Here is a 24959-nt window from a genome sequence, read left to right on the forward strand (position 1 = left end):
CGTATCTTTGTATAGCAAGTTAGGTACGCTTCCATGACGTCAAGGAGGACGTTAGATGAACGTTTTGATTCCACTTGCCTGTTGCTGCGCAGCAATCCTGAGCGCGCCCACTCACGCCACAGCGATTTACCGATGCGTCGATTCGAATGGTCATGCGACCTTCACGACACATGGATGCTCATCTTCCGCGGGCGTATCAACGATCACCGCGCACAATCCGAGCCCTGGTGGCTATCAGGGGCCACTTATGCCGCCTGCTGCCTCGCACGACATCTCAGCAATCAACACATTGACTGTCGTTGGCGGCCGGGATGACGGCTGCGGCAACACGGTCACAGGCCGCGAACGGCGAGAAGCGCTCATCAGAAAAGACATTCGCGCCGGAATGACGCAAAGGGACATTGAAAGCATGCTCGGCCGACCCAACCGAATCACCGCACGCAACGGTAAAACACGGTATGACTATCAAGATAGGCAGGGTAATAAATGGCAGGTCACGTTCGACGAGAACAATTGCGTTCTGAAATGAAAAAGCCCGCTAAAAGCGGGCTTTTTCATATATGGCGCACTCGGGAGGATTCGAACCTCCGACCGCCCGGTTCGTAGCCGGGTACTCTATCCAGCTGAGCTACGAGTGCGTAGCCTTCAAACACCGTTCAAGAAGCTTGAAGGATGAGGCCGCATTGCTGCATGCCTTATATGGCGCACTCAGGAGGATTCGAACCTCCGACCGCCCGGTTCGTAGCCGGGTACTCTATCCAGCTGAGCTATGAGTGCGTGGGCTGCGCATTATAGGGATTAAGTTCGCTTGTGCAAGTGGCTCGTTGGAGCTTTTTTCTCAAAGCGTCTCGCATCGAAATGCGAGCGATCAAACCCTAGTAATGCAATGGCGGAGAGGGGGGGATTCGAACCCCCGACACCCTTTTGAGATGTACTCCCTTAGCAGGGGAGCGCCTTCGGCCACTCGGCCACCTCTCCGCAACGGGGCGCATGATACTCATGTTTTACCCCGCTTGCAAAGCCAAAAATTAAGGAAAATTAGTGGCTTGGTTCGTCGACCTTCTCTTTCTGGATACGTTGGTAGATCTCTTCGCGGTGCACAGCCACTTCTTTCGGTGCGTTAACACCGATACGAACCTGGTTGCCTTTCACGCCCAACACGGTGACGGTGACGTCATCGCCCACCATTAGGGTCTCTCCGACCCGGCGAGTCAGAATCAGCATTCCTTTCTCCTTCGGATGTAACTATCAGGACAGTCTGCAAAAAGTCGGAACACCCGAAAATCAGCGGTGGTCCCACCAGAATATTGACCTGTGTCAAAGAAGCCAAAGTTCCTCGACTCAGGTCAAAGATGATAAAAGGCGCGCCGTTGGCGCGCCTCCTTGTTATCTACTCGGTACGCTTTGCCGGCGCATCGAGTTCAAAAGCCGTGTGTAACGCTCTTACGGCGAGTTCCAGATACTTCTCCTCGATCACGACAGATACCTTGATCTCAGAGGTCGATATCATCTGGATGTTGATCGTCTCCTTCGCAAGTGCTTCGAACATCCGGCTCGCGACGCCCGCATGTGACCGCATGCCAACGCCAACGATCGATACCTTTGCGATATTTGTGTCACCGATCACTTCACGAGCGCCAAGCTCGCTAGCCGTCTTCTCCAACACCTGCAGCGCGTTCTGGTAGTCGTTGCGATGAACCGTAAAGGTGAAATCGGTGGTGTTATCGTGCGCTACATTCTGCACGATCATATCCACTTCGATATTGGCTCCGCTCACCGGCCCCAGAATCTTAAACGCGATACCCGGAACATCCGGCACACCACGGATGGTCAGCTTTGCCTCATCGCGGTTGAATGCAATGCCGGAAATGATCGGCTGTTCCATGGATTCCTCTTCATCAAGTGTTATGAGGGTACCTGGCCCCTCTTGAAAACTATGTAAAACGCGCAACGGAACGTTGTATTTACCCGCGAATTCTACGGAACGAATTTGCAGCACCTTCGAGCCAAGGCTCGCCATTTCGAGCATTTCTTCGAACGTGATTTTCTCAAGGCGCTGCGCCCGCGGCACTACGCGTGGGTCCGTCGTGTAAACACCGTCTACATCGGTATAGATCTGGCACTCGTCGGCTTTCAGCGCGGCCGCCAAGGCAACGCCCGTCGTGTCCGATCCGCCACGCCCCAGCGTGGTGATGTTGCCTTGCTCATCGACACCTTGAAAGCCCGCAACGACCACGACTTTGCCGGCAGCAAGATCGGCGCGGATACGCGTGTCATCGATCTGCAGGATGCGCGCCTTCGTATGCGCGTTGTCAGTCAGGATGCGGACCTGGTTACCGGTATAGGAAACGGCTTCCACACCACGCTTGATGAGCGCCATTGCCAGCAACGCGATGGTGACCTGCTCGCCGGTGGAAATCATGACGTCGAGCTCACGTGCCACGGGCTGGTTATCGGTGATCTGCTTGGCCAGGTCGATAAGACGGTTGGTTTCGCCACTCATGGCGGACACGACGACCACGATATCGTCACCGTTCTCACGAAACTTCTTCACCTTCTCGGCGACCTGCTGAATCCGCTCAACCGTGCCGACGGAAGTGCCCCCGAATTTTTGTACGATCAATGCCATCTGAAAAAACCGCCTAATCCCGTCAAAGCGCCCGCTTCCTAACCCGAATAGGCCCCGCCGGACGCGGTCAGGGCCTGCCTATATCGATGCCTACTTCGACCCTTGGACGAAAGGCACAGCCAATGCCAATGCCGCATCGAGGGACCCGACATCGCTGCCACCCCCGCGCGCCATATCTGGACGACCGCCGCCTTTACCGCCCACGGCGGCGGCGGCCTGTTTCATCAAATCGCCAGCCTTGAGCGTTGCCGTCAGGTCCTGCGTGACACCTGCAATCAACGTGACCTTCCCATCGATCGCGCCTCCCAAGAGAATCACTGCAGAACCCAGCTTATTCTTAAGCTGATCCACCAGCGCTAGCAGAGCATCGCCGTCCAGTCCATCCAACCGCTGCGCGAGCACCTTCACGCCGCCGACATCCACCGCCGAGCCGGCAAGGTCGTCGCCCGCACTGCTCGCCGCCTTGGCCTTGAGCTGCTGCATTTCCTTTTCCAGTAGACGGTTACGCTCGACCAGCGAACCGACCTTATCCAGGACGTTTTCACGACTGCCTTTGACCAGCGACGCCACTTCCTTAAGCTGCTCTTCCGCACCATTCAGATACGCCAACGCCGCGGCCCCTGTGATCGCTTCCACGCGACGGATACCCGAAGCCGTGCCGCTTTCGCTGATGATCTTGAACAGGCCGATGTCACCCGTACGAGAGACATGAGTGCCCCCGCACAACTCCACCGAAAAGCCCGCCCCCATGGTCAACACACGCACGCGCTCGCCGTACTTTTCACCAAAAAGCGCCATTGCGCCCTTCTGCTTCGCGGTCTCGATGTCGGTTTCCTCGATTTCGACCGGCGTATTCTTGCGCACTTCGGTGTTGACGATGTCTTCGATCGTCTTCAACTGCTCAGCTTTGATCGCTTCGAAATGACTGAAGTCGAAGCGCAGACGCTGACTGTCGACCAACGAGCCCTTTTGCTGCACGTGGTCACCCAGGACCTGCCGTAGCGCAGCATGCAACAAGTGCGTCGCGGAGTGATTGAGCGCCGTATTCTGACGAACACTGTTGTCGACCTCGGCCCTCACGTCGGAGCCGACGCTCAATCCACCCTTGTCTACGACACCATGGTGAAGGAACGCCCCACGAACCTTGGTGGTATCACGGACATCGAAGCGAACGCCGGGGGCTTCCAGGAAACCCCAGTCGCCTACCTGGCCACCGGATTCGGCATAGAACGGCGTCTGATCGAGGACAACCACGCCCTCTTCGCCTTCTTGCAAGGCTTCGACCGAAACGCCCTGCTTGAACAACGCAATGATTCGACCACTTCCACTGGTGGCGTCGTAGCCCAAAAAGCGCGTCTCGCCCTCCACCTGCACGACGGCGTTGTAGTCCATCCCGAACGCGCTGGCGGAGCGAGCACGCTCACGCTGCGCATCCATCTCACGTTCGAAACCTTCTTCATCCAGCGTCAACCCGCGCTCGCGCGCGATATCGTTGGTGAGATCAACGGGGAATCCGAAGGTGTCGTAGAGCTTGAATACGACGCCGCCGGGGATGACCGTACCGGACAGATCCGCGAGATCCTGCTCCAGAATCTTCAGGCCCTGATCCAGCGTCTTGGCGAACTGCTCTTCTTCCGTTTTCAGCACGCGCTCGATCTGCGCCTGTTGTTGCTTGAGCTCGGGAAACGCCTCGCCCATCTCAGCAGCCAGCGCCGCGACGATGCGGTAGAAGAACGCACCCTGCGCACCCAGCTTGTTACCGTGTCGGCAGGCGCGTCGGACGATGCGGCGCAGTACATAACCGCGGCCTTCGTTCGACGGCAGTACACCGTCCGCGATCAGGAAACTGCAGGAGCGAATGTGATCCGCGACCACTTTCAACGATGGGTTTTCATCATTTGCGCAACCGATCGCATCCGCCGAAGCCTTCAACAGCTTCTGAAACAGATCGATCTCGTAGTTCGAGTGCACATGCTGTAGCACCGCGGAAATACGCTCCAACCCCATGCCGGTATCCACACTCGGCGCAGGGAGTGGATGCAGCACCCCGTCAGCCGTGCGGTTGAACTGCATGAAGACGTTGTTCCAGATCTCGATGTAGCGATCGCCATCTTCTTCCGGGGAGCCAGGCGGGCCACCCCAGATATCAGCACCATGGTCGTAGAAGATTTCGGTACACGGGCCGCAGGGACCGGTATCGCCCATCGTCCAGAAATTGTCCGAAGCGTAAGGTGCGCCCTTATTGTCGCCGATTCGAACCATCCGCTCGGCGGGAATGCCGATCTCCTTGGTCCACAGGTCGTAGGCCTCATCGTCGCTGGCGTAGACGGTCACCCATAGCTTGTCCTTAGGCAGTCCCAGCCATTTCTCGGACGTCAGAAACTCCCACGCGTAGCTGATAGCGTCGCGTTTGAAATAATCGCCAAAGCTGAAATTGCCCAGCATTTCAAAGAAGGTGTGATGGCGGGCTGTATAGCCCACGTTCTCAAGATCGTTGTGCTTGCCGCCGGCGCGAACGCATTTCTGGCTCGATGCAGCTCGGGTATAGGCACGCTTTTCATGCCCGAGGAAACAGTCCTTGAACTGGTTCATACCGGCATTGGTGAAAAGAAGCGTCGGATCGTTCGCCGGGATCAGCGAACTGGAGGCGACACGTGTATGCCCCTTCTCTTCGAAGAAGCTGAGGAAGGCTTCGCGGATTTCTGCGCTTTTCATTCGGATATTCCAGGCAAAACGGCGGCGACGGCAAAGCCGGCGGAGGGCCGGCATTATATCGGGCTGACGCCGCGGAAACAGGGGTTTCTACGAACCTGCTCGCGACCGACGCATTTGGGCCGAACGGCGTCAAGCGGCTCGTCAGGAAGCGTATTGACAGCGCATGAACGCCATATGGGCCCATACGCTTCTTCACTGCGATCCGAGGCTACTGGTTTCCAGCCTCATAAAGCGATGAAACAGGTCCTACGATAGAGCGTGCAGGCGGTACGCAGCAAGCGGCTGACATGCGCCTGCCACATACCGCCGCGTAGGTACACTGTAGAGCGTTCAGCGTTGGGACGCGAAAAACGCGAGTACACGCTCGACATCGGCCCCGTCGATGTCCAGGTGCGTGACCAGGCGCATGCGGGCAGCAGCCGACACTGTGATGCCCTGCTTGGCTGCAGCATCACGCAACGCCTCGGCACACTCGCCGACCTGCAAATAGACCATATTGGTCTGCACCGGCTCTACCGCGTACCCAAGGTCGCGCAAGCCATCGCCCAGACGCTTCGCCAATGCATGGTCGTCGGCAAGCCGGTGCACGTGATGGTCGAGCGCGTAGATTCCTGCGGCGGCGAGAATACCCGCCTGACGCATGCCGCCGCCGACCACTTTTCGCCAGCGCCGCGCATTGTCGATGAACGCTTCGCTTCCGCATAGAACGGAGCCAATTGGCGCGCCAAGCCCTTTCGAGAGGCACACGGACACGGAATCGAAGTGCCGCGTGATCTCGTATGGCGTTACGCCCAACTTCACTACGGCGTTAAACAGGCGCGCGCCATCGAGGTGCAGACCAAGCCCACGGGCCGATGTGAATGCGCGTGCGGAAGCCAGGTAATCCAGCGGCAACACTTTCCCATGCATCGTGTTCTCGAGTGCCAACAAGCGAGTACGCGCGAAATGGAAATCGTGAGGTTTGATCGCCGCCTCGACGCGCGCCAGGTCCAGCGAGCCGTCCGCTTCCATTTCCACGGGCTGGGGCTGAATGGAGCCCAGCACCGCCGCGCCGCCGCCTTCATACTTGTACGTATGCGATTGCTGACCGACGATGTATTCGTCACCGCGTTCGCAATGCGCCATCAACCCCAGCAAGTTGCTCATCGTGCCGGTCGGGACGAAGAGTCCAGCTTGCAAGCCGAGCAGATCGGCGAGCTTGGCTTCGAGACGAGCAACGGTCGGGTCTTCCCCATAGACGTCGTCGCCCACCTCGGCACGCGTCATAGCGTCCAGCATCCCAGGCGTAGGGCGCGTTACGGTATCGCTGCGTAAATCAATGTAAGACATTTGCGCTCCTGGATCAGAGAAAACGGGATGCGTGCACTTCGATCAATGCTGGCAATCAGGGCCGTGAACGTGGCCGTCTTCCGTTTCGGTCTCCATCGGTTCCATCTCGAGCTGTAGCCCCACCAAATTAGTGGCCTGCGGCCTCAACAGCAGATTCGCGTACTCGGTGTCACCCTCCTCCACGTCCACGCCGATGAGCAACTGATCGCCTACTGGCTGAATCCAAACTTCCTTGCCCTGCCACACCACGGCAAGACGGGTGCACGAGGTTTCCAGCTGAGTGCCATCGGTGTCTTCGAGAATCAAGCGTAGCGGTGTACTCATGTCAGTCATTCCTATCGTGAGAGATGGACTGAAGCCTGCATCGACGCTTCAGCCTTGTTGAAAGGGGTATGGACAACCCAGCCCCAGCAGTCCGGTAAGTTCATCCAGGGCCGTGCGGCATTCATCGAGCAACGAGGGATCGGCCAAGTCGGTATCGACCAGTCGATCGCGATAATGCGTGTCGACCCAGCGAAGCAACCGCTCATGCAGTGTGGGGGTCAGCAGCACCCCCGAATTCACCGCCTGTCGCTCTACATCGGTCAATTCGACGCGTAGTCGCAAACACGCGGGCCCGCCACCATTGCGCATGCTTTGCTTGAGGTCGAGCACCAAGAGTTCGCGGATCGGCCCTCCCGACTGCGCCAGTTTTTGAAGATAGCGCCATACCGCAGTGTTCTGCCGGCACTCTTCGGGCACGACCAACAGCATGGTGCCGTCCGCGTGCGTGAGCAATTGGCTGTTGAACAGATAAGACTGGACCGCGTCGTCGATGCAAACGTCACTACGCCTGACCATGATCGGGCGCAGTGTGCCGCCCACATGTCTCAGCTTCTCCGCCAGTTCGTCCAGCACGCGTTCCGGCGCGATATACGCGTCCTCGTGGAAGAACAGCACCTCACCATTGGCCACTGCAATCACATCATTGTGAAAGACCCCATGGTCGACGACGTCCGGATTTTGCTGGGCGAACACGACATAGCGCGGATCCAGCCCATGCAAGCGCATGACAGCACGCGATGCTTCCAACGTCTGCCGCGCTGGATACAGTGCTGGCTGCCGATAGCGGGTATCGAACGCGCTTTTGCCAAAGACAAAAAACTCGATTCCGCGCGACCCTACCCCGGCATGCAGGCGGCTATGATTCGCCGCCCCCTCGTCGCCGAAGTGCGGCACCGCAGGCAAGGCGCCGTGGTGGGCAAAGTAGCGTTCGTCGGGAAACATCGCCTTCAGTAAGGCGCTGGTCGCCGGCGGCTCAATGGAACGGTGGAATTTGCTGTTCAGGTTGGCGACCGTGAAATGCACCCGTCCATCACGGGTATCAGCGCTGGGACTGACCGTGCAGGCATTTGCCGTCCACATGCTTGACGCGGAACTACACGCCACGAGTAGCGGCATCGACGTACGCGCAGCACTGTCGAGCACCTGGGCATCGCTGCCAGAAAACCCCAAACCCTTCAACGCGCGGATATCCGGACGCTCCTGCGGCGGAATGACACCCTGGCAAAACCCCCGGTCCATCAGCGCTTTCATCTTCGCCAGGCCTTGTTTCGCCGCTTCGCGTGGGTTCGACGCTACTTGGCCATTGCTTTGCGACGCGACGTTCCCCAGCGAAAGCCCGCCGTAGTTGTGGGTCGGCCCGACCAATCCGTCGAAATTCACTTCGTAAGCGCTCATCGCGAGAGGGCCACCGCGGCTAGGTGCTCGACCACTTCCAGGTATTGATGCACATTCGGACGCAGCCACATCGAACGGACCTCAGCCTGGCGAGGGTTCGGCGAAAACCGGGACGGCGCGCACCAGCGCACCGGCACTCAGGCGCAAACGGCGGGCCGTGGCGGGATCGACCACCAACGTACCGGCGGCCAGTCGAGCAGGAGCTGACGTGATCCGACACGTACTACGCTTGCGGTTGTGAATGAGGAACGGCGGCGCATCGTCACCGGGTGTGCCGATCGCAAGCACCAGCCGCTGGCTCGCAGCGACCGCACGAACCTTCGCGGTCTCGCATTCGATGGCCGGGCCCGCGTCGAAAATATCCACATACCCCTGATAGGTGAACCCTTCAGACTTCAGCATGGCCAATGCCGGCTCGGTGTCTGGATGGACTTTGCCGATCACCTCCCGCGCCGCCTCGGAAAGAAAGCACGTGTACAGCGGGAATTTGGGCATCAGCTCGGCGACGATGGCCTTGTTGCCGACCCCAGTCAGATAGTCCGCCTGAGTGAATGCCATCTTGAAGAAGTGCCGCCCAAGGCAATCCCAGAACGGAGATTGCCCTTCCGCGTCCGAGACACCTCGCATTTCCGCAATGACCTTGCTGGCAAACAGTTCACGGAATTCCGCCATGAACAGCATTCGCGCTTTCGACAGTAACCGCCCGTTCCATCCCGTCCGGTGATCGGCGTGCAAGAACAATGAGCACAGCTCGCTGTTGCCCGTCAGGTCGTTGGCCAGAAAAAGCGTCGGAATACGCTTGTGAATGTTCAGCTCGCGCGAACCGCTGACCGTCAGGCCCATCCGGTAGTTGTACCAGGGCTCTCTGAGACCGACAGCCGCGGCGATTGCGGAGATACCGACCACACTTTCATGGTCGTCCTCCATGACGAACAGATAGTCTGCATCGCCCTGTTCGGCTTCGCCCCGAAAGCTTTTCTCCGCCCATTCCACCCGTTGCGCCAGGCGTGCCTCGTTGGCGGGTAAGGTCGTCAGGCCAGCACCGGTGCTACAGGCAAGATCGATCAACGCAGGAAGATCCGCAGCCGTGACGGGGCGAACGATCATAGCTTTCTCCAGGACATCTCGAATGGAGGCCACAGCAGAGGCCCCTCATTGTTCATCGGTAATCGGCTCATACGCTGACCAGACGGACCGACTCGCCCGTGCGCAACTCGAGCAGCTCGGCCACATCGGCGGGCATGACCAGCGGCGCGCCCGGCATCCAATCGAGGGTCGCAATCGTTGCGCGAAAATCCTGCAACCGACCGTTCGCGATCAAGAAAGCGCGTTCGCCACTCGTCTTGCCCACGGCGAAGGCAACCTCATGGCTATGGGCTATCGACCGAATACCCGAGACCCGCGCATGCACAGTGGGCCCACCGTCGAAAATGTCGATGTAATGGTCGGTCTCGAAGCCCTCGCGCATGAGGATATCGAAGCTCACTTGCGCTCGCGGGTGCACGAGCCCCATCGCATCCTGTGCCTCGTCCGACAGAAGCGGTACATAGATGGGATAGTGCGGCATGAGCTCGGCGAGATAGGCGCGGCTACGCATTCCACCCAGTCGCTCGGCTTCGGCATAGCTCATGTCGAAGAAATTCCGGCCCACGGCGTTCCAGAACGGCGACTGCCCCTGCTCATCGCTTTGTCCGATGATCTCCACGACCACCGCATCGGCGAAGCGCTCGGGGTGGTCAGCCATGAACAGCAGGCGGCCACGGGAATTGAGCTCCGCGCCTGCAGCGCCGGCCAGCCCGTGATCTACGTGAAAGCTGGTGAGCAGGCTATTGCCTGTCAGATCGTGGCAAAGCGACAGGACGTGGATCTTGTTCTGAATGTTCAGCTGACGGGAATTGTGGACGAAGGTCTCGTTACGAAAACTGTAGAACGGCTCGGAATAGCCCGCCGACGCGATGATGCCGGAACAGCCAGCCAGTTGACCGCTGTCCGTCTCTTCCAGCACGAAGAAGTAGCTTTCCTCGCCATTGAAGCTGACCTCGGCGCCAAAAGAGGCCTCAGATGCCACGATCTTGTCCCGCAAACGCCCCGCGTCGTTCGGCAGCGACGTCACGCCAAGCGGGCTTTCGGATGCCAGACGCTGGACTTCGGCCAAGTCGGACATTCGGGCGGGACGCAGGAGCAGCATCGGTCGGATTCCTCGATGGCATTCGGCGCGCGGACGACGCGCCGTTAGGAAAATTACGTCGAGGCGCCGCGCGGTGCCTCGTGCTCAGTCATGCCTGGACAAGACTCGCCAGGGCGCGCTCGAAACGGTCCAGTCCTTCGTCTAGATCGGCGCCATGGATGACGAGGCTCGGCGCGAAGCGTACGACGTCTGGCCCCGCTTGTAGCACCATCAGTCCATGGGCTTCAGCGGCCAGCAGCACATCGCGTGCCTTGCCTTTCCACTCATCGTTCAACACCGCCCCGAGCAACAGCCCCATACCGCGGACCTGGCTGAACAGCCCATATTTCGCGCCCAGCGCTTCAAGCCGCTCCTTCAGGCGCGCGTGCCGCTCCCGAACGCCAGAGAGCGTTTCAGGCGACGTCACGACATCCAGCACCGCGCTTGCGACCGCGCACGCCAATGGGTTGCCACCGAAGGTGGTGCCATGCACGCCGACAGAAAAATGCTTGGCGAGGGCTTCGGTCGTGAGAATGGCGCCAATGGGGAAGCCGCCGCCTAACCCTTTCGCGCTCGAAAGCACATCCGGCACCACGCCGTAATTCATGTAGGCGAAGAGCTCGCCAGTGCGCCCCATGCCGCTCTGTACCTCGTCGAAGATCAACAGCGCATCATGGCGATCGCACAGTGCGCGCGCACCTTCGAGATAAGCCTTGGCGGCAGGAAGAATGCCGCCCTCGCCTTGAATGGGCTCCAGAATCACGGCACAGGTGCGCTCATTGACAACGGCCTCCAGCGCGGCAAGATCGTTGTACGGGACGTGGGTAATGCCCTCGATCTTCGGACCGAATCCGTCCGAATATTTTGCCTGCCCGCCCACGTTGACCGTGAACAGTGTTCGCCCGTGGAAGCTATTGAAGGCAGCGACGATCTCGTATTTTTCTGGACCGAAACGGTCGTGCGCTACCCGGCGCGCCAGCTTCAGCGCAGCTTCGTTGGCTTCTGCCCCGGAATTACAGAAAAACGCTCGCTCGGCGAACGTGGCGTCCACCAACTGCTTCGCCAGGCGCAGGGCCGGCTCGTTGGTGAACACGTTCGATACGTGCCAAAGCTTGCCGGCCTGCTCAGTGAGCGCTTCGACGAGGGCTGGGTGGCAGTGCCCCAACGAATTCACGGCGATGCCGCTGGTCAGGTCGATGAATTCTCGCCCTGCCTGATCCCAAACGCGTGCACCCTCGGCGCGGACCGGAATGAAGGTCGCGGGGGCGTAGTTCGGGAACATGACCTGATCGAAATCAGCGCGTTGCACCTGCGCATGGGGAGCGGACATCGAATTGTCTCCTGCCGGTTAAAGGGTCTCTATTGGATTCAGCGATCTGCGGTTATTTACGGCATCGCCCTGGGTCGGCCCGGAACGGCGGCGTGCTGCACATCGATCCACCACTGCGCGCCGCAAAGCGGGCGAGCGCGCAGTTTAAACATTGTCACGCGGTGCGAGCAGCCTCCGTGGAAAATTCTCGCGCAAAGCGATACTTCAGCGCTCAACAGGTGCCACCGGCGCGTCCTGTAACGCTCCGGCGCGCCGCAGGTTGCGATCCTCGCGGGGCGTTACACCGAAGAAGTTTCGATACGCGCTGGAAAAGTGAGGGCCTGACGAAAACCCGCAGGACAGGCCAATCTGGATGATGGACTTGCTGGTCTGGATCAACAGCTGCCGCGCCTTGTTCAACCGCAATTCCAGGTAGTACTGGCTGGGAACCCGATTTAGGAACTGCTTGAAGATGCGCTCCAACTGCCTTCGCGACACGCAGACATGTTGCGCGATCTCATCAGTCGTCAGCGGCTCCTCGATGTTCGCCTCCATAAGGACGACAGCCTGGGTCAGTTTCGGATGACTGGAACCCAACCGATTTTGCAGTGGAATGCGCTGGCGCTCGCTACCCTCGCGGATGCGCTCCACCACGAGCTCTTCACTCACCGCACCCGCTACATCCGTGCCGTGGTCACGGGTCAGCAACGCCAGCATCAGATCGACCACCGCAAGCCCACCGCTGCTGCTCAGTCGATCTCGGTCCCATTCGAACAGGTGACTCGTGCCGATGACCCGTGGAAAGCGTTCGCTGAAGTCGTCCTGCCAGCGCCAGTGCACGGCAGCCCGATAACCATCGAGAAGGCCCAACTGGGCGAGTGGATACACCCCTGCAGAGATACCGGCCAGCACGCCGTTTCGGGAAAAATTACGCAGCGCCGATGCCAGCGCGGGCGACACCGAGGCGCCTGGACTGTCCGCCAAGACGAACAAACGTTGAACGCTCGCGAAATCCGCAGTCCATGAGCGTCCCGGAAATTGCCAGCCATGGGTCGCGGCTTCGGCATCCACGTGCATGAATACCGGCTCGTAAGCGGCCTCGGGGTGAGACCGGGATGCGGTGGCCAACACCTCATGCGCCAGAGCCAGGGTGGTCGGCCGGACACAAGGCCAAAGAAGAAATCCAATTCGGTGGGCGGTCATGCCTGCGGGAAGACTCTTATCGGTAGAGACATGCGTCAATGGAACGTGAACGAGGCCATGATGCACGATCCGGCGAAGGGCCGCAGAAGATACTGCATCGGGGTCTGGATATCGAGAAGCTCACAGTCTCTGCAATAAGGCGAGGTACTGCGAGAAAGCGGTCGGCATTCTACTGTTCAAATGCAAATGAATGCGCGATTGGGAAGAATACGGCTCGAGGTGTGACGGCTGATCGGCACGAAACACCGCTGCGGCGACTACGCGGCAAGGATTGCGCCACCGTGTGCGGGCTTCCAAACGCAGGAACGAACCGAGGCGGCGGTCCGCTCCTGCCTCTGAAAGAGGGTCTACCGGTCAGGCGGCCTGCGGTCAGGCGGCCTGTATTCCTCGATGGGTATCGATCAAGTGCTGCACAACACCGGGATCGGCCAGTGTGGAGATGTCACCGAGCGAGTCGTATTCGGCCGTCGCGATCTTGCGCAGGATGCGCCGCATAATTTTTCCAGAGCGCGTCTTGGGAAGGCCAGGTGCCCACTGAATCACATCGGGCACCGCGATCGGACCGATCTCGCGGCGCACCCACGCTTTCAACTCCTGGCGAAGTTGTTCGCTCGGCTCTTCACCACTGTTGAGTGTCACGTAGACGTAGATGCCCTGCCCTTTCAAATCGTGCGGTATGCCCACCACCGCGGCTTCCGCGACCTTGCTATGGGCGACCATGGCGCTTTCGATCTCGGCGGTGCCCATGCGGTGGCCGGAGACGTTCAGCACGTCGTCCACACGTCCGGTGATCCAGTAGTAGCCGTCTTCATCCCGGCGCGCGCCGTCACCCGTGAAGTACATGCCACGGAACGTTTTGAAGTAGGTATCGACGAAGCGATCATGGTCCCCGAACAGGGTTCGCGCCTGTCCCGGCCAGGAATCGACGATGACCAAGTTGCCTTCGGCAGCACCATCGATGATGTTGCCCAGGTTGTCGACCAACGCAGGTTGCACGCCGAAGAACGGCCGGGTGGCCGAACCCGGTTTGAGCGCAGTGGCGCCGGGCAGCGGCGTGATCATGAATCCACCCGTCTCCGTCTGCCACCAGGTGTCGATGACCGGGCAACGAGATTGTCCAACCTTCTCGTAGTACCAACTCCACGCTTCAGGATTGATCGGCTCGCCGACCGATCCCAGCAGCCGCAGGCTCGAGCCATCGGCACCGTCGACCGCGGCAGTGCCCTGCGCCATCATCGCGCGGATCGCTGTCGGCGCTGTATAGAGGATGTTGACCTTGTGCTTGTCCACGATCTTCGACACCCGAGTGACATCCGGGTAGTTCGGTACGCCTTCGAACAGCAGCGTTGTCGCACCGTTGGCGAGTGGCCCGTAGACGATGTAACTGTGACCCGTCACCCAGCCGACATCCGCCGTGCACCAATAGACCTCGCCCGGCTTGTAGTCGAACGCACGTTCGTGCGTCAACGCGGCGTACAGCAAATACCCGCCCGTGGTGTGCAATACGCCTTTCGGTTTACCGGTCGAGCCCGAGGTATACAAGATGAAGAGCGCTTCTTCCGCGCCCATTTCCTTCGGCGCGCACACGCTACCGGCGACACGCATCAATTCCTCAAACCAGATATCGCGATGCTGGTTCCATTTGATGTCCGATCCCGTGCGTTTGACCACGATGACTTTCTGGATGCTACGCGTCTCGGGGTTGGTCAGGGCGTCGTCGACGTTCGCCTTGAGCGGAATCTTCTTGCCGCCGCGTAAGCCTTCGTCCGCCGTGATGACGACCTTGGACTGGCAATCGATGATGCGCCCAGCCAACGCCTCGGGGGAAAACCCGCCGAAGACCACGGAATGAATCGCGCCAATGCGTGCGCAGGCCAGCATGGCGACCACCGCTTCCGGGATCATCGGCATGTAGATGGTCACCACGTCGCCACGATGTACATCCTGCCCGCGCAAGGCATTGGCGAATTTGCACACCTGCTCATGTAGTTCGCGGTAGGTGATGTTCCTGCTATCGGCTGGGTCGTCGCCTTCCCAAATGATCGCAACCTGATCGCCACGCTCTTCGAGGTGGCGGTCCAGGCAGTTAGAGGAAACGTTGAGGGTACCGTCAGCGAACCATTTGATATCGACGTGATGGTCGTCGAACGAGGTCTGCTTCACCTTGGTGAACGGCTTGATCCAGTCGAGGCGTTGCGCTTGCTCGCGCCAGAAGCCGTCGGGGTTGATCACCGATTGCTGGTACATCGCCTTGTAGGTCGCTTCGTCGGTCAGCGTATTCGCGGACGTCTCAGGGCTGACCGGATACAGGGAAGCAGCGCTCATGGCTAACACCTCGTCATAGTTGTTTTTGTATGCGGTGTTTTTAGCCCTTCGCGACAATCGAGGACCATACGACCATTGTCGTAGCGGTGGGCAGAAGATAGGACAATTGCCCAAAAAGCTGATCGCCTATAAATGGGCTCCTAAAAGGCGTAGGGCTCGTGCAGGAGCCACCGGACTGGATCAGCTTGTGGGCGATAACAACAGAACAGGCAAAAACGATAGGCAGGCTAGCTGGGCCAGCGCCCCTGAAACCGCGGGCGACTAAAGTCGCCCCTACAGGGTTTGAGCCACGCTTGAGCGGCAACGGCAACCTCGCATCAATGTAGGGGCGGCTTTAGCCGCCTGTGATGCACCAGTCACACCCGCGTCAGGGATAAAACGCGATTCGAAGCCGCACGTAGGCAGGGCGCATTTCCGCGCATGGAAGAAAAAACCCGGCGCGAGGCCGGGTTCTTTCAAAACGAACCGCCGTTACGGCATGCCCAACCAATTCGGCAGCGCCATCGAAATCCATGGCACGTAGGTGATGAGCACCAGGAACGACAGCAGCAGCATCAACCACGGCATGGCTGCGCGGATGACCGACGTCACCGGCATGCCCGTCACCGCCGAGGTCACGAACAGGTTCAACCCCACCGGTGGCGTGATCAGGCCGATCTCCATGTTCACCACCATGATGATGCCCAGGTGGATCGGATCGATGCCCAGCTCCATGGCGATCGGGAACAGGATCGGCGCGAGGATCAGGATCACCGCAGACGGCTCCATGAACGCACCCGCGATCAGCAGCACGATGTTCACCACCAAGAGGAACATCCAGGGTTGCAGGCCCGCTTCGAGCACCATGGCTGTGATCTGTTGCGGCAGCTGCTCGGTGGTCAGCACGTGAGCGAACAGCATCGCGTTGGCGATGATGAACATCAGCATGATCGACAGCTTGCCTGACTCGATCAGCACTTTCGGGCAATCCCGGATGCGCATGTCCTTGTAGACAAACAGGGCGATGAAGGCCGAATACACCGCCGCCACGGCAGCCGCCTCGGTCGGGGTGAACATCCCGGAGTAGATGCCGCCGAGGATGATTACCATCAGCAGCAGACCCCAGACGGCCTTGCGTGCAGCGGTCAGCCATTCACGCACCGTTGCGCGAGGCAGTGCGGGCAGGTTCTTTTTCACGGCGACGATATAGATCGCGACCATCAGCACCACGCCAAGCAGGATGCCTGGGACTACGCCGGCCATGAACAGCTTGCCCACCGACTGCTCGGTGGCCGCAGCGTAGACCACCATCACGATCGACGGCGGAATGAGGATGCCCAGCGTGCCGGCGTTACAGACGATGCCAGCGCCGAAGGCTTGCGGATAGCCCGAACGGACCATCCCGGCAATGGCGATCGAACCCACGGCGGCTACCGTGGCAGGCGACGAACCCGACAGGGCCGCGAACAGCATGCACGCCAGCACCGCACCAATGGCCAAACCACCGCGAATGTGGCCGACCGTGGCATTGGCGAAGTCGATCAAGCGACGGGCCACACCCCCGGTGGTCATGAACGCCCCGGCCACGAGGAAGAACGGAATCGCCAATAGCGTGTAGTGCTCGGACGTTTCGAACAGCTTGATGGCCAGCGAACGGACCGAGTCCTGGCTGAACAACATGATGGTCAGCGAGCCCGCCAACCCGAGGGATACGGCAATGGGCACACCGATCAGCATCAGCGCGAAAAGCACCGCAAAGAGGAAGGCAATGGTCATGTCACTTGTCCTCGTCCGCAAGTTTCAGGGCATCAGCGGCTTCGTCGGCCAGGCCGAGTCCCGTTTGCTGGTCACGCAGGATGCGTACGAGGATTTCGAAGAAGCGAATGAATGCCAACGCGAAACCGATCGGCACGATCATCCCGATGTGCCATTGCTGGATACCGAAATGGCCGAGGTCTTCGGCGCCGATGCCGGCATTGAACAGCACTTTCATCCAGTCGAAGCTGGCCACACTGAGCAGCCCGGCGTAACCGAGGCAGCAGAGCACGGCGAGCACCGAAATGATCTTCTGCACATGGCGCGGCGCAAGCTTCACCAGCGCATCCACGCCAATGTGCCCGCCGGTGCGCACGCCGTAGGAAATCCCGAAAAAAATGAGCCAGGCAAACAGCGCCTTGGTCATCGCGCTGCTCCAGGTCATGGCCTGGGCGTGATCGAGGATGAAATCGCCGATCGCATAGAAGAAATCACTGGCGCCTTCGAATGAATCACCCAGCGAATAGAACACGGTGTAGAGGTTGTTAAGCATCACGTAGACGAACGTGATGAGGGTCATGGCCGCCAGGAGGAATGCGATAAACGCTTCCTCGAAGCAGTCCCAGAAGCGCCGAAGAGCGTTCATGGGCGGATCTCCGATGAGTACTTATTGTTGTTCAATCTCGAGATCGAGAAGGACTCGAATGCGATCAGGCCGGGCGAGCAGATCGTCCGGCGCGAACCGGCAAGCGGCATACCGGCGACGGTCGAGACCCTAACCCAGACCGCCATCGGACGGGCATTCGTAAATGGCAAACGCCATCTTCGTGCCGACGGAAACTGAGCATCGCATAAGCAACGCTAAGGGCCCCGGACACGTATCCGTATCGGGGCCCATCGCCGCTGACTCGTCGATCAACGCCCGCTGTTTGCGGCCTGCGCTGCCTCGATCAGCTCCGGGCCGATATCTTTTTCGAAGGCTTTCCACGCAGGGCGAACGGCTTCTCGCCAGGCCTCCCGCTGCTCAGGCGTCAAGGTAACAAATTCATTCCGGCCGCTTTCGACGATGTGCTTACGCGCTTCCTCGTTGAGGGCCTCGGCCTGACGATTGACCTCGACGGTAACCTCGTCGACGACCTTCTCCAGCTCGCTGCGTACGTCAGTCGGCAGACCATTCCAGAACTTAGTGTTGGTGATCAGCACATAGTTACCAATGCCATGATTGGACTCGATCATGTACTTCTGCACTTCAAAGTATTTCTGGCTATAGATGTTGGACCAAGGGTTGTCTTGCGCATTGACCACTCCGGTCTGCAGCCCTTGATAGATCTCGGCGAACGCCATTTTACGCGGGACTGCACGCAATTCGCTGTACTGCGCCGCTTGCAAGTCGGATGGCTGCACACGGAACTTGAGACCGCGCGCGTCCTTCGGCTCGACCAGGGCCTTGTTCGCTGTCAGCTGACGCATGCCATTGAGCCAATACGCCAGACCCGTGATGCCCTTCGGCTCCATCGACTTCAGCAGCGATTTACCCTTTTCCGAGTTCTGGAAACGCTGCGCGGCTGCGACATCGTCGAACAGGAACATCAGATCGAACAGTTGCAGCTGCTTGGTGTACTGCTCCAGCTTGGACGGTGCTGGCGCGAGCATTTGCACCTCGTTCATCAGCAATGCTTCCATCTCCTTGCCGTCGCCGAAAAGCGACGAGTTGGAGAACACCTGAACCTCGACCTTGCCCGGTAAACGCTCTTCTGCCAGACGTTTGAACATCAATGCGCCCTGCCCCTTGGGCGTGCTGTCAGCGGTGATGTGCGAGAACTTGATGAGGATGGGATCGGCAAAGGCCTGGGCCATGCCAATGGAAAGCGCAGTGGCGACCGCCAGGCGCGAAAGAACGCTCAAGGTTGAACGGGCCATGGAAATACTCCGTGCTTGTTGTTATGACCCGGCACCCTACTCCTGCCCGTTTGGAACGGACATTCTTCATTCACCAATCCGGTCTTCGCGGATCACGAAGCATCCAGCCGGCGCATCCCGGCGCACTCGAGCCGCTTAACGCTGTACGAGATGGTCGACCATTTGCCGCGCAATCACCGGCAGCGTCTCGTAACTGCGCACGCACAAGCGCAACTCGCGTTCGGCCCAAGGCTCGTCGATAGGAATCGCCACCACATCCATGGTGGGCAGATAGGTCCGCACGGCGCGATCGGGAAGAATGCCCAACCCCATCCCGGTATGGATCATCCGGCAAATCGCCTCGAAGCTTCGGACTTGAATGCGCAGCCTGAGCGAAACGCCCAGGTTGTGCGCGGAATGCTGGATCAGGCTGTGCAGCGATGCGTCCTGCTGCAAGCCGATAAAGTCGTAGCCCATCGCGTCCCGCAGCCTGACCTGCCCATGCTGGGCCAACGCGTGCCCGCGCGGCGTCACCAACACCAGGCGGTCCCAGCGGTAGGGAAACGTTTGCACGCCATCTGTCGTGACATGCCCCGCGTACACGCCAATGTCGGTCAGCCCTTCGCGCACCGCGCGGATGATTTCGCTGCTGACCCGTTCCTCAAGATCGATCTTGATTTCCGGATGCATCTGCGAAAAGGCACTAAGGTCTTCAGGAAGAAATTCGATGATGGCCGACGTATTCGCATGAATGCGTACGTGCCCCTTAACGCCTTCACTGAACTCGCTGAGGTCCGCCTGCATTTGTTGGAGGTTGTCGAGTACGTTTCGTGAATGGTGAAGCAGTGCATGTCCGGCGGGTGTCAGCGACACGCCTTTGTGTTGGCGGTACAACAATGCACTGCCGATTTGCGCCTCCAGATCGCTGATGCGCTTGCTCACTGCGGCCAACGCCAGGTGCTCCCGCTCCGCAGCGCGTGTCAGGCTGAGTTCGTCCGCCACGGCCACGAATACTCTTAACGTTACGAAGTCGACGCGCTTCACCGGACGTTCTCCTGCCATCACTTGGCCGTGCAGCCTATCACCCGGCCCATGCCTTCGCGAGCGGCGAAGGCACGCTTGACGATTGAGAGATTGGCAGGCGCCGGGGGCTAAGCCATGCTTTCCGGCATCTGAATGCGGAGACCGAACATGACTCACGACACTGCATCGCTGCCCCTTCAAGGCCTGAAGGTCGTGGAAATGGGGCAATTGATCGCGGGGCCGTTCGCCAGCAAGTTGCTGGGCGAATTCGGCGCCGATGTGATCAAGATCGAGCCACCAGGCGTCGGCGATCCGCTGCGCAAATGGCGCAAGATCAAGGACGGCACCTCGCTGTGGTGGCACGTCCAGTCACGCAACAAACGCTCGGTCACGCTCGACCTCAAATCCTCCGAAGGCCAGGACTTGGCGCGTTCGCTGATTGCCGAAGCGGACATCCTGGTAGAGAACTTCCGGCCCGGCACCTTGGAGAGCTGGGGCATGAGCCCTGAGACCCTGGCCGTGCTCAATCCCAAGCTGATCATGTTGCGCATTTCGGGCTATGGCCAGACAGGCCCTTATCGCGACCTCCCGGGGTTCGGCGTCATCGGTGAAGCGATGGGCGGGCTTCGCCATCTGTCTGGTTATCCCGGACAACCGCCGGTACGCGTCGGCATCAGCATCGGTGATTCACTATCGTCGCTGTACGGGGTGATTGGCATCCTGCTGGCGCTGGAAGAGCGCCGCCGGAGCGAAAAAGGCCAGGTCATCGACGTCGCGTTATATGAGTCGGTGTTCGGGATGATGGAAAGCCTGATTCCCGAATACGACGTGTTCGGCCACGTTCGGGAGCCCGCGGGCAGCGCCCTGCCCGGCATCACGCCGTCCAATTCGTACCCCTGCAACGACGGCACCTACGTGTTGATCGCGGGTAACGGGGACAGTATCTACAAACGGCTGATGAACCTGATCGACCGCAACGATCTCGGCGAAGACCCGCGCTTCGCCCACAACGACGGGCGCGCCGCGCACGCGGATTTCATCGACGCAGCCATCGCGGAATGGACCTCGAAACGCAGCCGCGACGAGGTCATCGAAGCCCTCAAGGGCGCCCGCGTGCCTGCGGGATATCCCTACACCGCCGCTGATATCGTGGAGGACCCACACTATCTGGCCCGCGAGATGATCCAGCAGGTCACCACGCAAGCCGGCGCGATGAAAGTACCTGGCGTCCTTCCCAAACTGAGCCGCACGCCGGGGCGGATCGGCACCGGCGGGCCGGTACTGGGCGAACACACTGAGGACGTACTGTCCGGCTTGGGCTTGACGCCTGAGCAAGTCGACGGCCTTCGCGAACGAGGAATCATCTGATGGAAAAGCGCGTTTATATTCAGGATGTCGCGACTCGTGACGGCTTCCAGATCGAATCAACCTTTGTTCCCACCGAGGACAAGATCGCGCTGATCGACCGGCTGTCCACCAGTGGGCTGGCGAAGATCGAAGTGACGTCGTTCACCTCGCCCAAGGCCATTCCCAATTTGCGCGACGCCGAAGACGTGATGCGTGGCATCCGCCGCGTGCCCGGCGTCGAGTACACGGTGTTGGTACCCAACGTCAAAGGCTGCGAGCGCGCGCTGGGCTGTGGCGTCGACGAAATCAATCTGGTCATGTCCGCCAGCGATACCCACGGCTTGGCGAATCTGCGCATGACGCCGGACGCGTCGCTTGAGCAGTTCAAGACGATCATCGCAGCGACCCAGGGCACCGACGTGTTCATCAATGCGTCGCTGTCTACGACCTTCGGCTGCCCCTTCGAGGGCGTGGTCCCGGAAGACCGGGTCTACCAACTGATCCAGCGATTGATCGACATCGGCGTCCAGGGTGTCACCTTGTGCGACACCACTGGCATGGCGGACCCGGCGCAAGTCGCCCGCATCAGCACCGGTGCGCTTTCACGCTGGCCCGACACGGTATTCACGGCGCACTTTCATAACACCCGCGGCATGGGCCTGGCTAATGCGGTGGCCGCACTGCATGCCGGTATCGATCGCTTCGACGCTTCGCTCGGGGGGCTCGGCGGATGCCCTTATGCGCCGGGCGCCAGTGGCAATATCTGTACGGAAGACCTCGTGCACATGTTCCAGCGCATGGGGCTCGAAACGGGTGTCGACCTGGATGCCCTACTCGACGCGTCCGGTCTGCTCCCAGCGCTCATCGGCCATGATGTGCCAAGCGCCATTCTCAAAGCCGGCAAGTCAGATCGACGCTATCCAAAACCCAAGTGGATGACCGAGGTCGCGGGCTGACACCGATCGGCTCAGGCCTCGCGCCGAGCCGAGAGCGCCTCGACGATACGCGGCAACCAAGTACCGGCGAGTCCTTGCAAGCAGACGTCGGCGATCGGACTGAGGGGTGTAGGCTGCGGATTGACCTCGATAAGAAAAGCTCCTTGGCGTTTGGCAGTGTAAGGCAAGTCGGCCGCTGGATAGACCAGGCTCGATGTACCGACGCTGAGCATGACATCCGCGCCGAGTGCCGCTTGCTCAGCCTGCGCGAGCACGTCCGCGGGTAGCAACTCGCCAAACCAGACGATCGTGGGCCGCATAAGTCCACCACAGCGGCAGACCGGCACCTCGCCTACAGGATCAGGCCAATCACCGCCCGGTCGATCGCATGCAAAACAGCGGATGCGATGGATACTGCCGTGCAGCTCCAGCACGTTCGCACTGCCGGCCCGCTGATGCAGGCCGTCGACGTTTTGTGAGATGAGCACCAGCTCCGGCACAAGATCCTGCAGCGCCGTGATCGCGTGGTGCGCTGCGTTGGGCGCCACGTCCAGGCAAAGCTGCCGACGCCACGCGTACCAGTCCCAAACCCGCTGAGGGTTTTCCTGAAAAGCCTCGGGACTGGCAAGTTCTTCTGGGCGATAGCGCGCCCACAGGCCGGTGAGCGCCTCGCGGAACGTTGGAATGCCGCTCTCCGCAGAGACGCCCGCCCCGGTTAACACCACGACGTTACGCGCCGCCGTCAGGTGCGCGAGCGCGGTATCCAAGTCGTCCTTCATGCCATGCCTCAGTGTTTGGGGTTGAACCCGGCGGGCTTGCGCGCCAACCATTCGACGAAGGTCCTGAGGCGCTCGTCGAGCAGCAAGGCTTCGCGGCTGTTATAGGTCAATGCCAGTTCCTTCTCGCTGAACAGCCGGTGAATCTTGTCGTGACAGGGACGGCAGACCCACAGCGTAGCCGTGATGCGCTCACGATGGTCGAAACGCCGCTGCACATAGCCTTTGTCATGCAGCGCGCGGGGAATTAGATGATGTCGGGTCAGGGGCGCTTTGCGCGCGCATAGCTCGCAGGCATCCGGAACGGGCGGAAGACGAATGGCATCGACCAAGGCGCGCTGCTCACCGCTTACGGCACAGGCTGAGCCCATCGCCGATTGGTAATAGCGACAGGTCGATCCGCTCGTCCTGCTTCAACGCCAGGTTCAAGGCACGAATGGCTTGGGTATCAGCACTGGTCGAATCCGCCTCGAGCACGCGGCCGCTCCAGAGCATGTTGTCGAAGAGAAGCAAACCGCCTGGACGAACCAGACGCAGCCCCATCTCGTAATAGGCCGCGTAGTTAGCCTTGTCGGCGTCGATGAACATCAAGTCGAAGCGCTCTTCATGGCCCGCGTCCAGCAACTGTTGCAGCGTGTCGATTGCCGGCCCGGTACGTAGGTCGATACGGGTGTCGACGTCCGCCTCCCGCCAATAGCGACGGGCGATATCGTGATAATCCCCCGGCATGTCGCAGCAGATCAGGTAACCGTTGGTCGGCAGCATCTTGGCCATGCACAACGCACTGTATCCAGTGAACGTCCCGATTTCCAACAGGTGCCGCGCGCCGGTCAGTTGGATCAGCAAGCTCATGAATTGCCCCTGCTCGGGCGCGATCTGCCAATTCCCTTTCGGCAATGCTGCGGTTTCGTCTCGAAGGCGTTTCAGCAGTGGTGAATCGCGCAAGGAGACATCGACCAGGTAGCGGTAAAGATCGTCGTCCAGCGACAGGGATCGCGTCGTCATGAGCTGTTTTCCTTCGAACCATACGGTATTGAGAGTTCGCAGGTTCGGCCGCGTTCGCACGGCCTTGCAACATTAGGAGCGTGCGTTTATGGGCTGCGGGCGAGCGAACGATCGTCCACTACCCGCTTGGCGGCCAAGTAACTCTTCTGCCAGTAGGTATTGCTCAGGTAATCGAGGCGGACAGTCCCGCCACTCGAGGGCGCATGCACGAAGCGCCCCTCACCCACGTAGATACCGGCATGGCTTACTCGTCGTCCGCCACCCGTCGCGAAGAACACCAGATCTCCCGTCTGCAAGGCGGACTGCGATACGGAGGGCGCTCGAAGATTAATCATGTCCCCCGTTGAACGTGGCAGGACGATGCCCATCACATCGCGGTAGACGTAACCGATGAGGCCACTGCAATCGAAGCCACTGTCTGGCGTGTTACCACCATAGCGATAAGGTGTACCGACCAATCCCAGCGCACGAAAAAGGATGTCGTCCGTCGAACGCTGGGCCTGTGGGATAACCGGGGTCTGATAGACGATTTCAGGTTGCTTGGGCGGCGGCGAACCCGCGCAACCGACCAACAGCAGCGTTGCGAAGGTCATAAAAATGGCGCGATCCATTGCAGACATAGGTGCAGGAATCCGTGCTAAACGTATGAAAAGTAATGCCTTCACCTTAGACCGCTGGCGAGAGCTGTCCAGTCGCAGGCTGTGACGAATAATTGCGGCTTAATCTGCCTGCGCCCGGAGACGGATGCAAGCCAAACGCCACTAGTGTCGAAGGGCAGATGGATACGAACAGCTTCATGGCCAAGCCGGCATAACAAAAAAAGCGGACACCAAGGTCCGCTTTT

The 24959-nt window shown here is 59.8% G+C and carries 23 protein-coding genes and 3 tRNA genes; 4 read left to right on the top strand and 22 right to left on the bottom strand.

The annotated features are described in order from the left end of the window. The first annotated feature begins 55 nt into the window (after positions 1–55). A complete protein-coding gene (locus tag IEY47_RS08070) occupies positions 56–529 on the top strand; it encodes a DUF4124 domain-containing protein (protein WP_188982695.1) in 474 nt (157 codons plus the stop codon). Between the two features lie 32 nt (positions 530–561). Here IEY47_RS08070 and IEY47_RS08075 read toward each other — a convergent pair. From IEY47_RS08075 to IEY47_RS08150, 16 genes are all read right to left on the bottom strand, one after another. Next, positions 562–638 (bottom strand) — tRNA-Arg (locus tag IEY47_RS08075). A gap of 62 nt (positions 639–700) precedes the next feature. Beyond that, positions 701–777 (bottom strand) — tRNA-Arg (locus IEY47_RS08080). Between the two features lie 110 nt (positions 778–887). Next, positions 888–978: transfer RNA gene (locus IEY47_RS08085), tRNA-Ser, on the bottom strand. A gap of 60 nt (positions 979–1038) precedes the next feature. Further along, positions 1039–1224 carry a carbon storage regulator CsrA gene (csrA, locus tag IEY47_RS08090; RefSeq protein ID WP_188982696.1) on the bottom strand — a complete coding sequence of 62 codons (186 nt, stop codon included), beginning with the start codon at positions 1222–1224 and terminating at the stop codon, positions 1039–1041. Between the two features lie 166 nt (positions 1225–1390). Beyond that, entirely contained in the window at positions 1391–2629 is a 1239-nt protein-coding gene (locus tag IEY47_RS08095) for an aspartate kinase (RefSeq protein ID WP_188982697.1), read from the bottom strand. A 90-nt stretch (positions 2630–2719) separates the two neighbouring features. Continuing rightward, positions 2720–5344 (bottom strand): alanine--tRNA ligase, encoded by a 2625-nt coding sequence (alaS, locus tag IEY47_RS08100; RefSeq protein ID WP_188982698.1) that lies wholly within the window; start codon positions 5342–5344, stop codon positions 2720–2722. 330 nt (positions 5345–5674) lie between these two features. Further along, a complete protein-coding gene (gene ltaE, locus IEY47_RS08105; RefSeq protein WP_188982699.1) occupies positions 5675–6673 on the bottom strand; it encodes a low-specificity L-threonine aldolase in 999 nt (332 codons plus the stop codon). A gap of 42 nt (positions 6674–6715) precedes the next feature. After that, on the bottom strand, positions 6716–6997 hold the full coding sequence (locus IEY47_RS08110; protein ID WP_188982700.1) for a topoisomerase II: 282 nt from the start codon (positions 6995–6997) through the stop codon (positions 6716–6718). A 48-nt stretch (positions 6998–7045) separates the two neighbouring features. Beyond that, positions 7046–8392, bottom strand: a complete 1347-nt coding sequence (astB, locus tag IEY47_RS08115) for an N-succinylarginine dihydrolase (protein WP_188982701.1) — start codon at positions 8390–8392, stop codon at positions 7046–7048. An 81-nt stretch (positions 8393–8473) separates the two neighbouring features. Further along, on the bottom strand, positions 8474–9499 hold the full coding sequence (aruG, locus tag IEY47_RS08120; RefSeq protein WP_188982702.1) for an arginine N-succinyltransferase: 1026 nt from the start codon (positions 9497–9499) through the stop codon (positions 8474–8476). 67 nt (positions 9500–9566) lie between these two features. Then, complete coding sequence (gene aruF, locus IEY47_RS08125; RefSeq protein ID WP_188982703.1) at positions 9567–10580, bottom strand: arginine/ornithine succinyltransferase subunit alpha; 1014 nt, start codon at positions 10578–10580, stop codon at positions 9567–9569. An 88-nt stretch (positions 10581–10668) separates the two neighbouring features. Continuing rightward, positions 10669–11889, bottom strand: coding sequence for an aspartate aminotransferase family protein (locus IEY47_RS08130; protein ID WP_188982704.1), 1221 nt, complete (start codon positions 11887–11889; stop codon positions 10669–10671). A 204-nt stretch (positions 11890–12093) separates the two neighbouring features. After that, on the bottom strand, positions 12094–13071 hold the full coding sequence (locus tag IEY47_RS08135; RefSeq protein ID WP_188982705.1) for a GlxA family transcriptional regulator: 978 nt from the start codon (positions 13069–13071) through the stop codon (positions 12094–12096). 369 nt (positions 13072–13440) lie between these two features. Beyond that, the gene (gene acs / locus IEY47_RS08140; RefSeq protein ID WP_188982706.1) at positions 13441–15396 is read right to left on the bottom strand and encodes an acetate--CoA ligase; all 1956 of its coding nucleotides are present in this window, start codon (positions 15394–15396) and stop codon (positions 13441–13443) included. A gap of 471 nt (positions 15397–15867) precedes the next feature. Then, entirely contained in the window at positions 15868–17151 is a 1284-nt protein-coding gene (gene dctM, locus IEY47_RS08145; RefSeq protein ID WP_188982707.1) for a C4-dicarboxylate TRAP transporter large permease protein DctM, read from the bottom strand. A 1-nt stretch (position 17152) separates the two neighbouring features. Beyond that, entirely contained in the window at positions 17153–17776 is a 624-nt protein-coding gene (locus IEY47_RS08150; protein WP_188982708.1) for a TRAP transporter small permease, read from the bottom strand. A gap of 27 nt (positions 17777–17803) precedes the next feature. On the opposite strand from IEY47_RS08150, the gene IEY47_RS08155 reads away from it, so the two are divergent. Further along, positions 17804–17974, top strand: a complete 171-nt coding sequence (locus tag IEY47_RS08155; RefSeq protein ID WP_188982709.1) for a hypothetical protein — start codon at positions 17804–17806, stop codon at positions 17972–17974. A gap of 71 nt (positions 17975–18045) precedes the next feature. On the opposite strand, the gene IEY47_RS08160 is transcribed toward IEY47_RS08155, so the two are convergent. Both IEY47_RS08160 and IEY47_RS08165 read right to left on the bottom strand, forming a co-directional pair. Then, positions 18046–19050: a DctP family TRAP transporter solute-binding subunit gene (locus IEY47_RS08160; protein WP_188982710.1), complete on the bottom strand. Its 1005-nt coding sequence runs from the start codon at positions 19048–19050 to the stop codon at positions 18046–18048. 135 nt (positions 19051–19185) lie between these two features. Beyond that, positions 19186–20073, bottom strand: coding sequence for a LysR family transcriptional regulator (locus tag IEY47_RS08165; protein WP_188982711.1), 888 nt, complete (start codon positions 20071–20073; stop codon positions 19186–19188). A gap of 147 nt (positions 20074–20220) precedes the next feature. Between IEY47_RS08165 and IEY47_RS08170 the strand changes: the two genes are divergently transcribed. Both IEY47_RS08170 and IEY47_RS08175 read left to right on the top strand, forming a co-directional pair. Beyond that, the gene (locus tag IEY47_RS08170; protein ID WP_188982712.1) at positions 20221–21420 is read left to right on the top strand and encodes a CaiB/BaiF CoA transferase family protein; all 1200 of its coding nucleotides are present in this window, start codon (positions 20221–20223) and stop codon (positions 21418–21420) included. After that, positions 21420–22355: a hydroxymethylglutaryl-CoA lyase gene (locus IEY47_RS08175; RefSeq protein WP_188982713.1), complete on the top strand. Its 936-nt coding sequence runs from the start codon at positions 21420–21422 to the stop codon at positions 22353–22355. Before IEY47_RS08170 ends, IEY47_RS08175 begins: the two co-directional genes overlap by 1 nt. Before the next feature lie 11 nt (positions 22356–22366). On the opposite strand, the gene IEY47_RS08180 is transcribed toward IEY47_RS08175, so the two are convergent. The 4 genes from IEY47_RS08180 to IEY47_RS08195 all read right to left on the bottom strand — a co-directional run bounded on the left by IEY47_RS08180 (position 22367) and on the right by IEY47_RS08195 (position 24735). Continuing rightward, positions 22367–23113 carry an SIR2 family NAD-dependent protein deacylase gene (locus IEY47_RS08180; protein WP_188982714.1) on the bottom strand — a complete coding sequence of 249 codons (747 nt, stop codon included), beginning with the start codon at positions 23111–23113 and terminating at the stop codon, positions 22367–22369. A gap of 8 nt (positions 23114–23121) precedes the next feature. Continuing rightward, the gene (locus IEY47_RS08185; protein ID WP_188982715.1) at positions 23122–23442 is read right to left on the bottom strand and encodes a hypothetical protein; all 321 of its coding nucleotides are present in this window, start codon (positions 23440–23442) and stop codon (positions 23122–23124) included. A 10-nt stretch (positions 23443–23452) separates the two neighbouring features. Beyond that, positions 23453–24115, bottom strand: a complete 663-nt coding sequence (locus tag IEY47_RS08190; RefSeq protein WP_188982716.1) for an O-methyltransferase — start codon at positions 24113–24115, stop codon at positions 23453–23455. An 86-nt stretch (positions 24116–24201) separates the two neighbouring features. Then, the gene (locus IEY47_RS08195) at positions 24202–24735 is read right to left on the bottom strand and encodes a C40 family peptidase (protein WP_188982717.1); all 534 of its coding nucleotides are present in this window, start codon (positions 24733–24735) and stop codon (positions 24202–24204) included. Between the last annotated feature and the right edge of the window lie 224 nt (positions 24736–24959).

This window comes from Pseudomonas matsuisoli (genome assembly GCF_014647635.1).
Classification (GTDB): Bacteria; Pseudomonadota; Gammaproteobacteria; order Pseudomonadales; family Pseudomonadaceae; genus Pseudomonas_P; species Pseudomonas_P matsuisoli.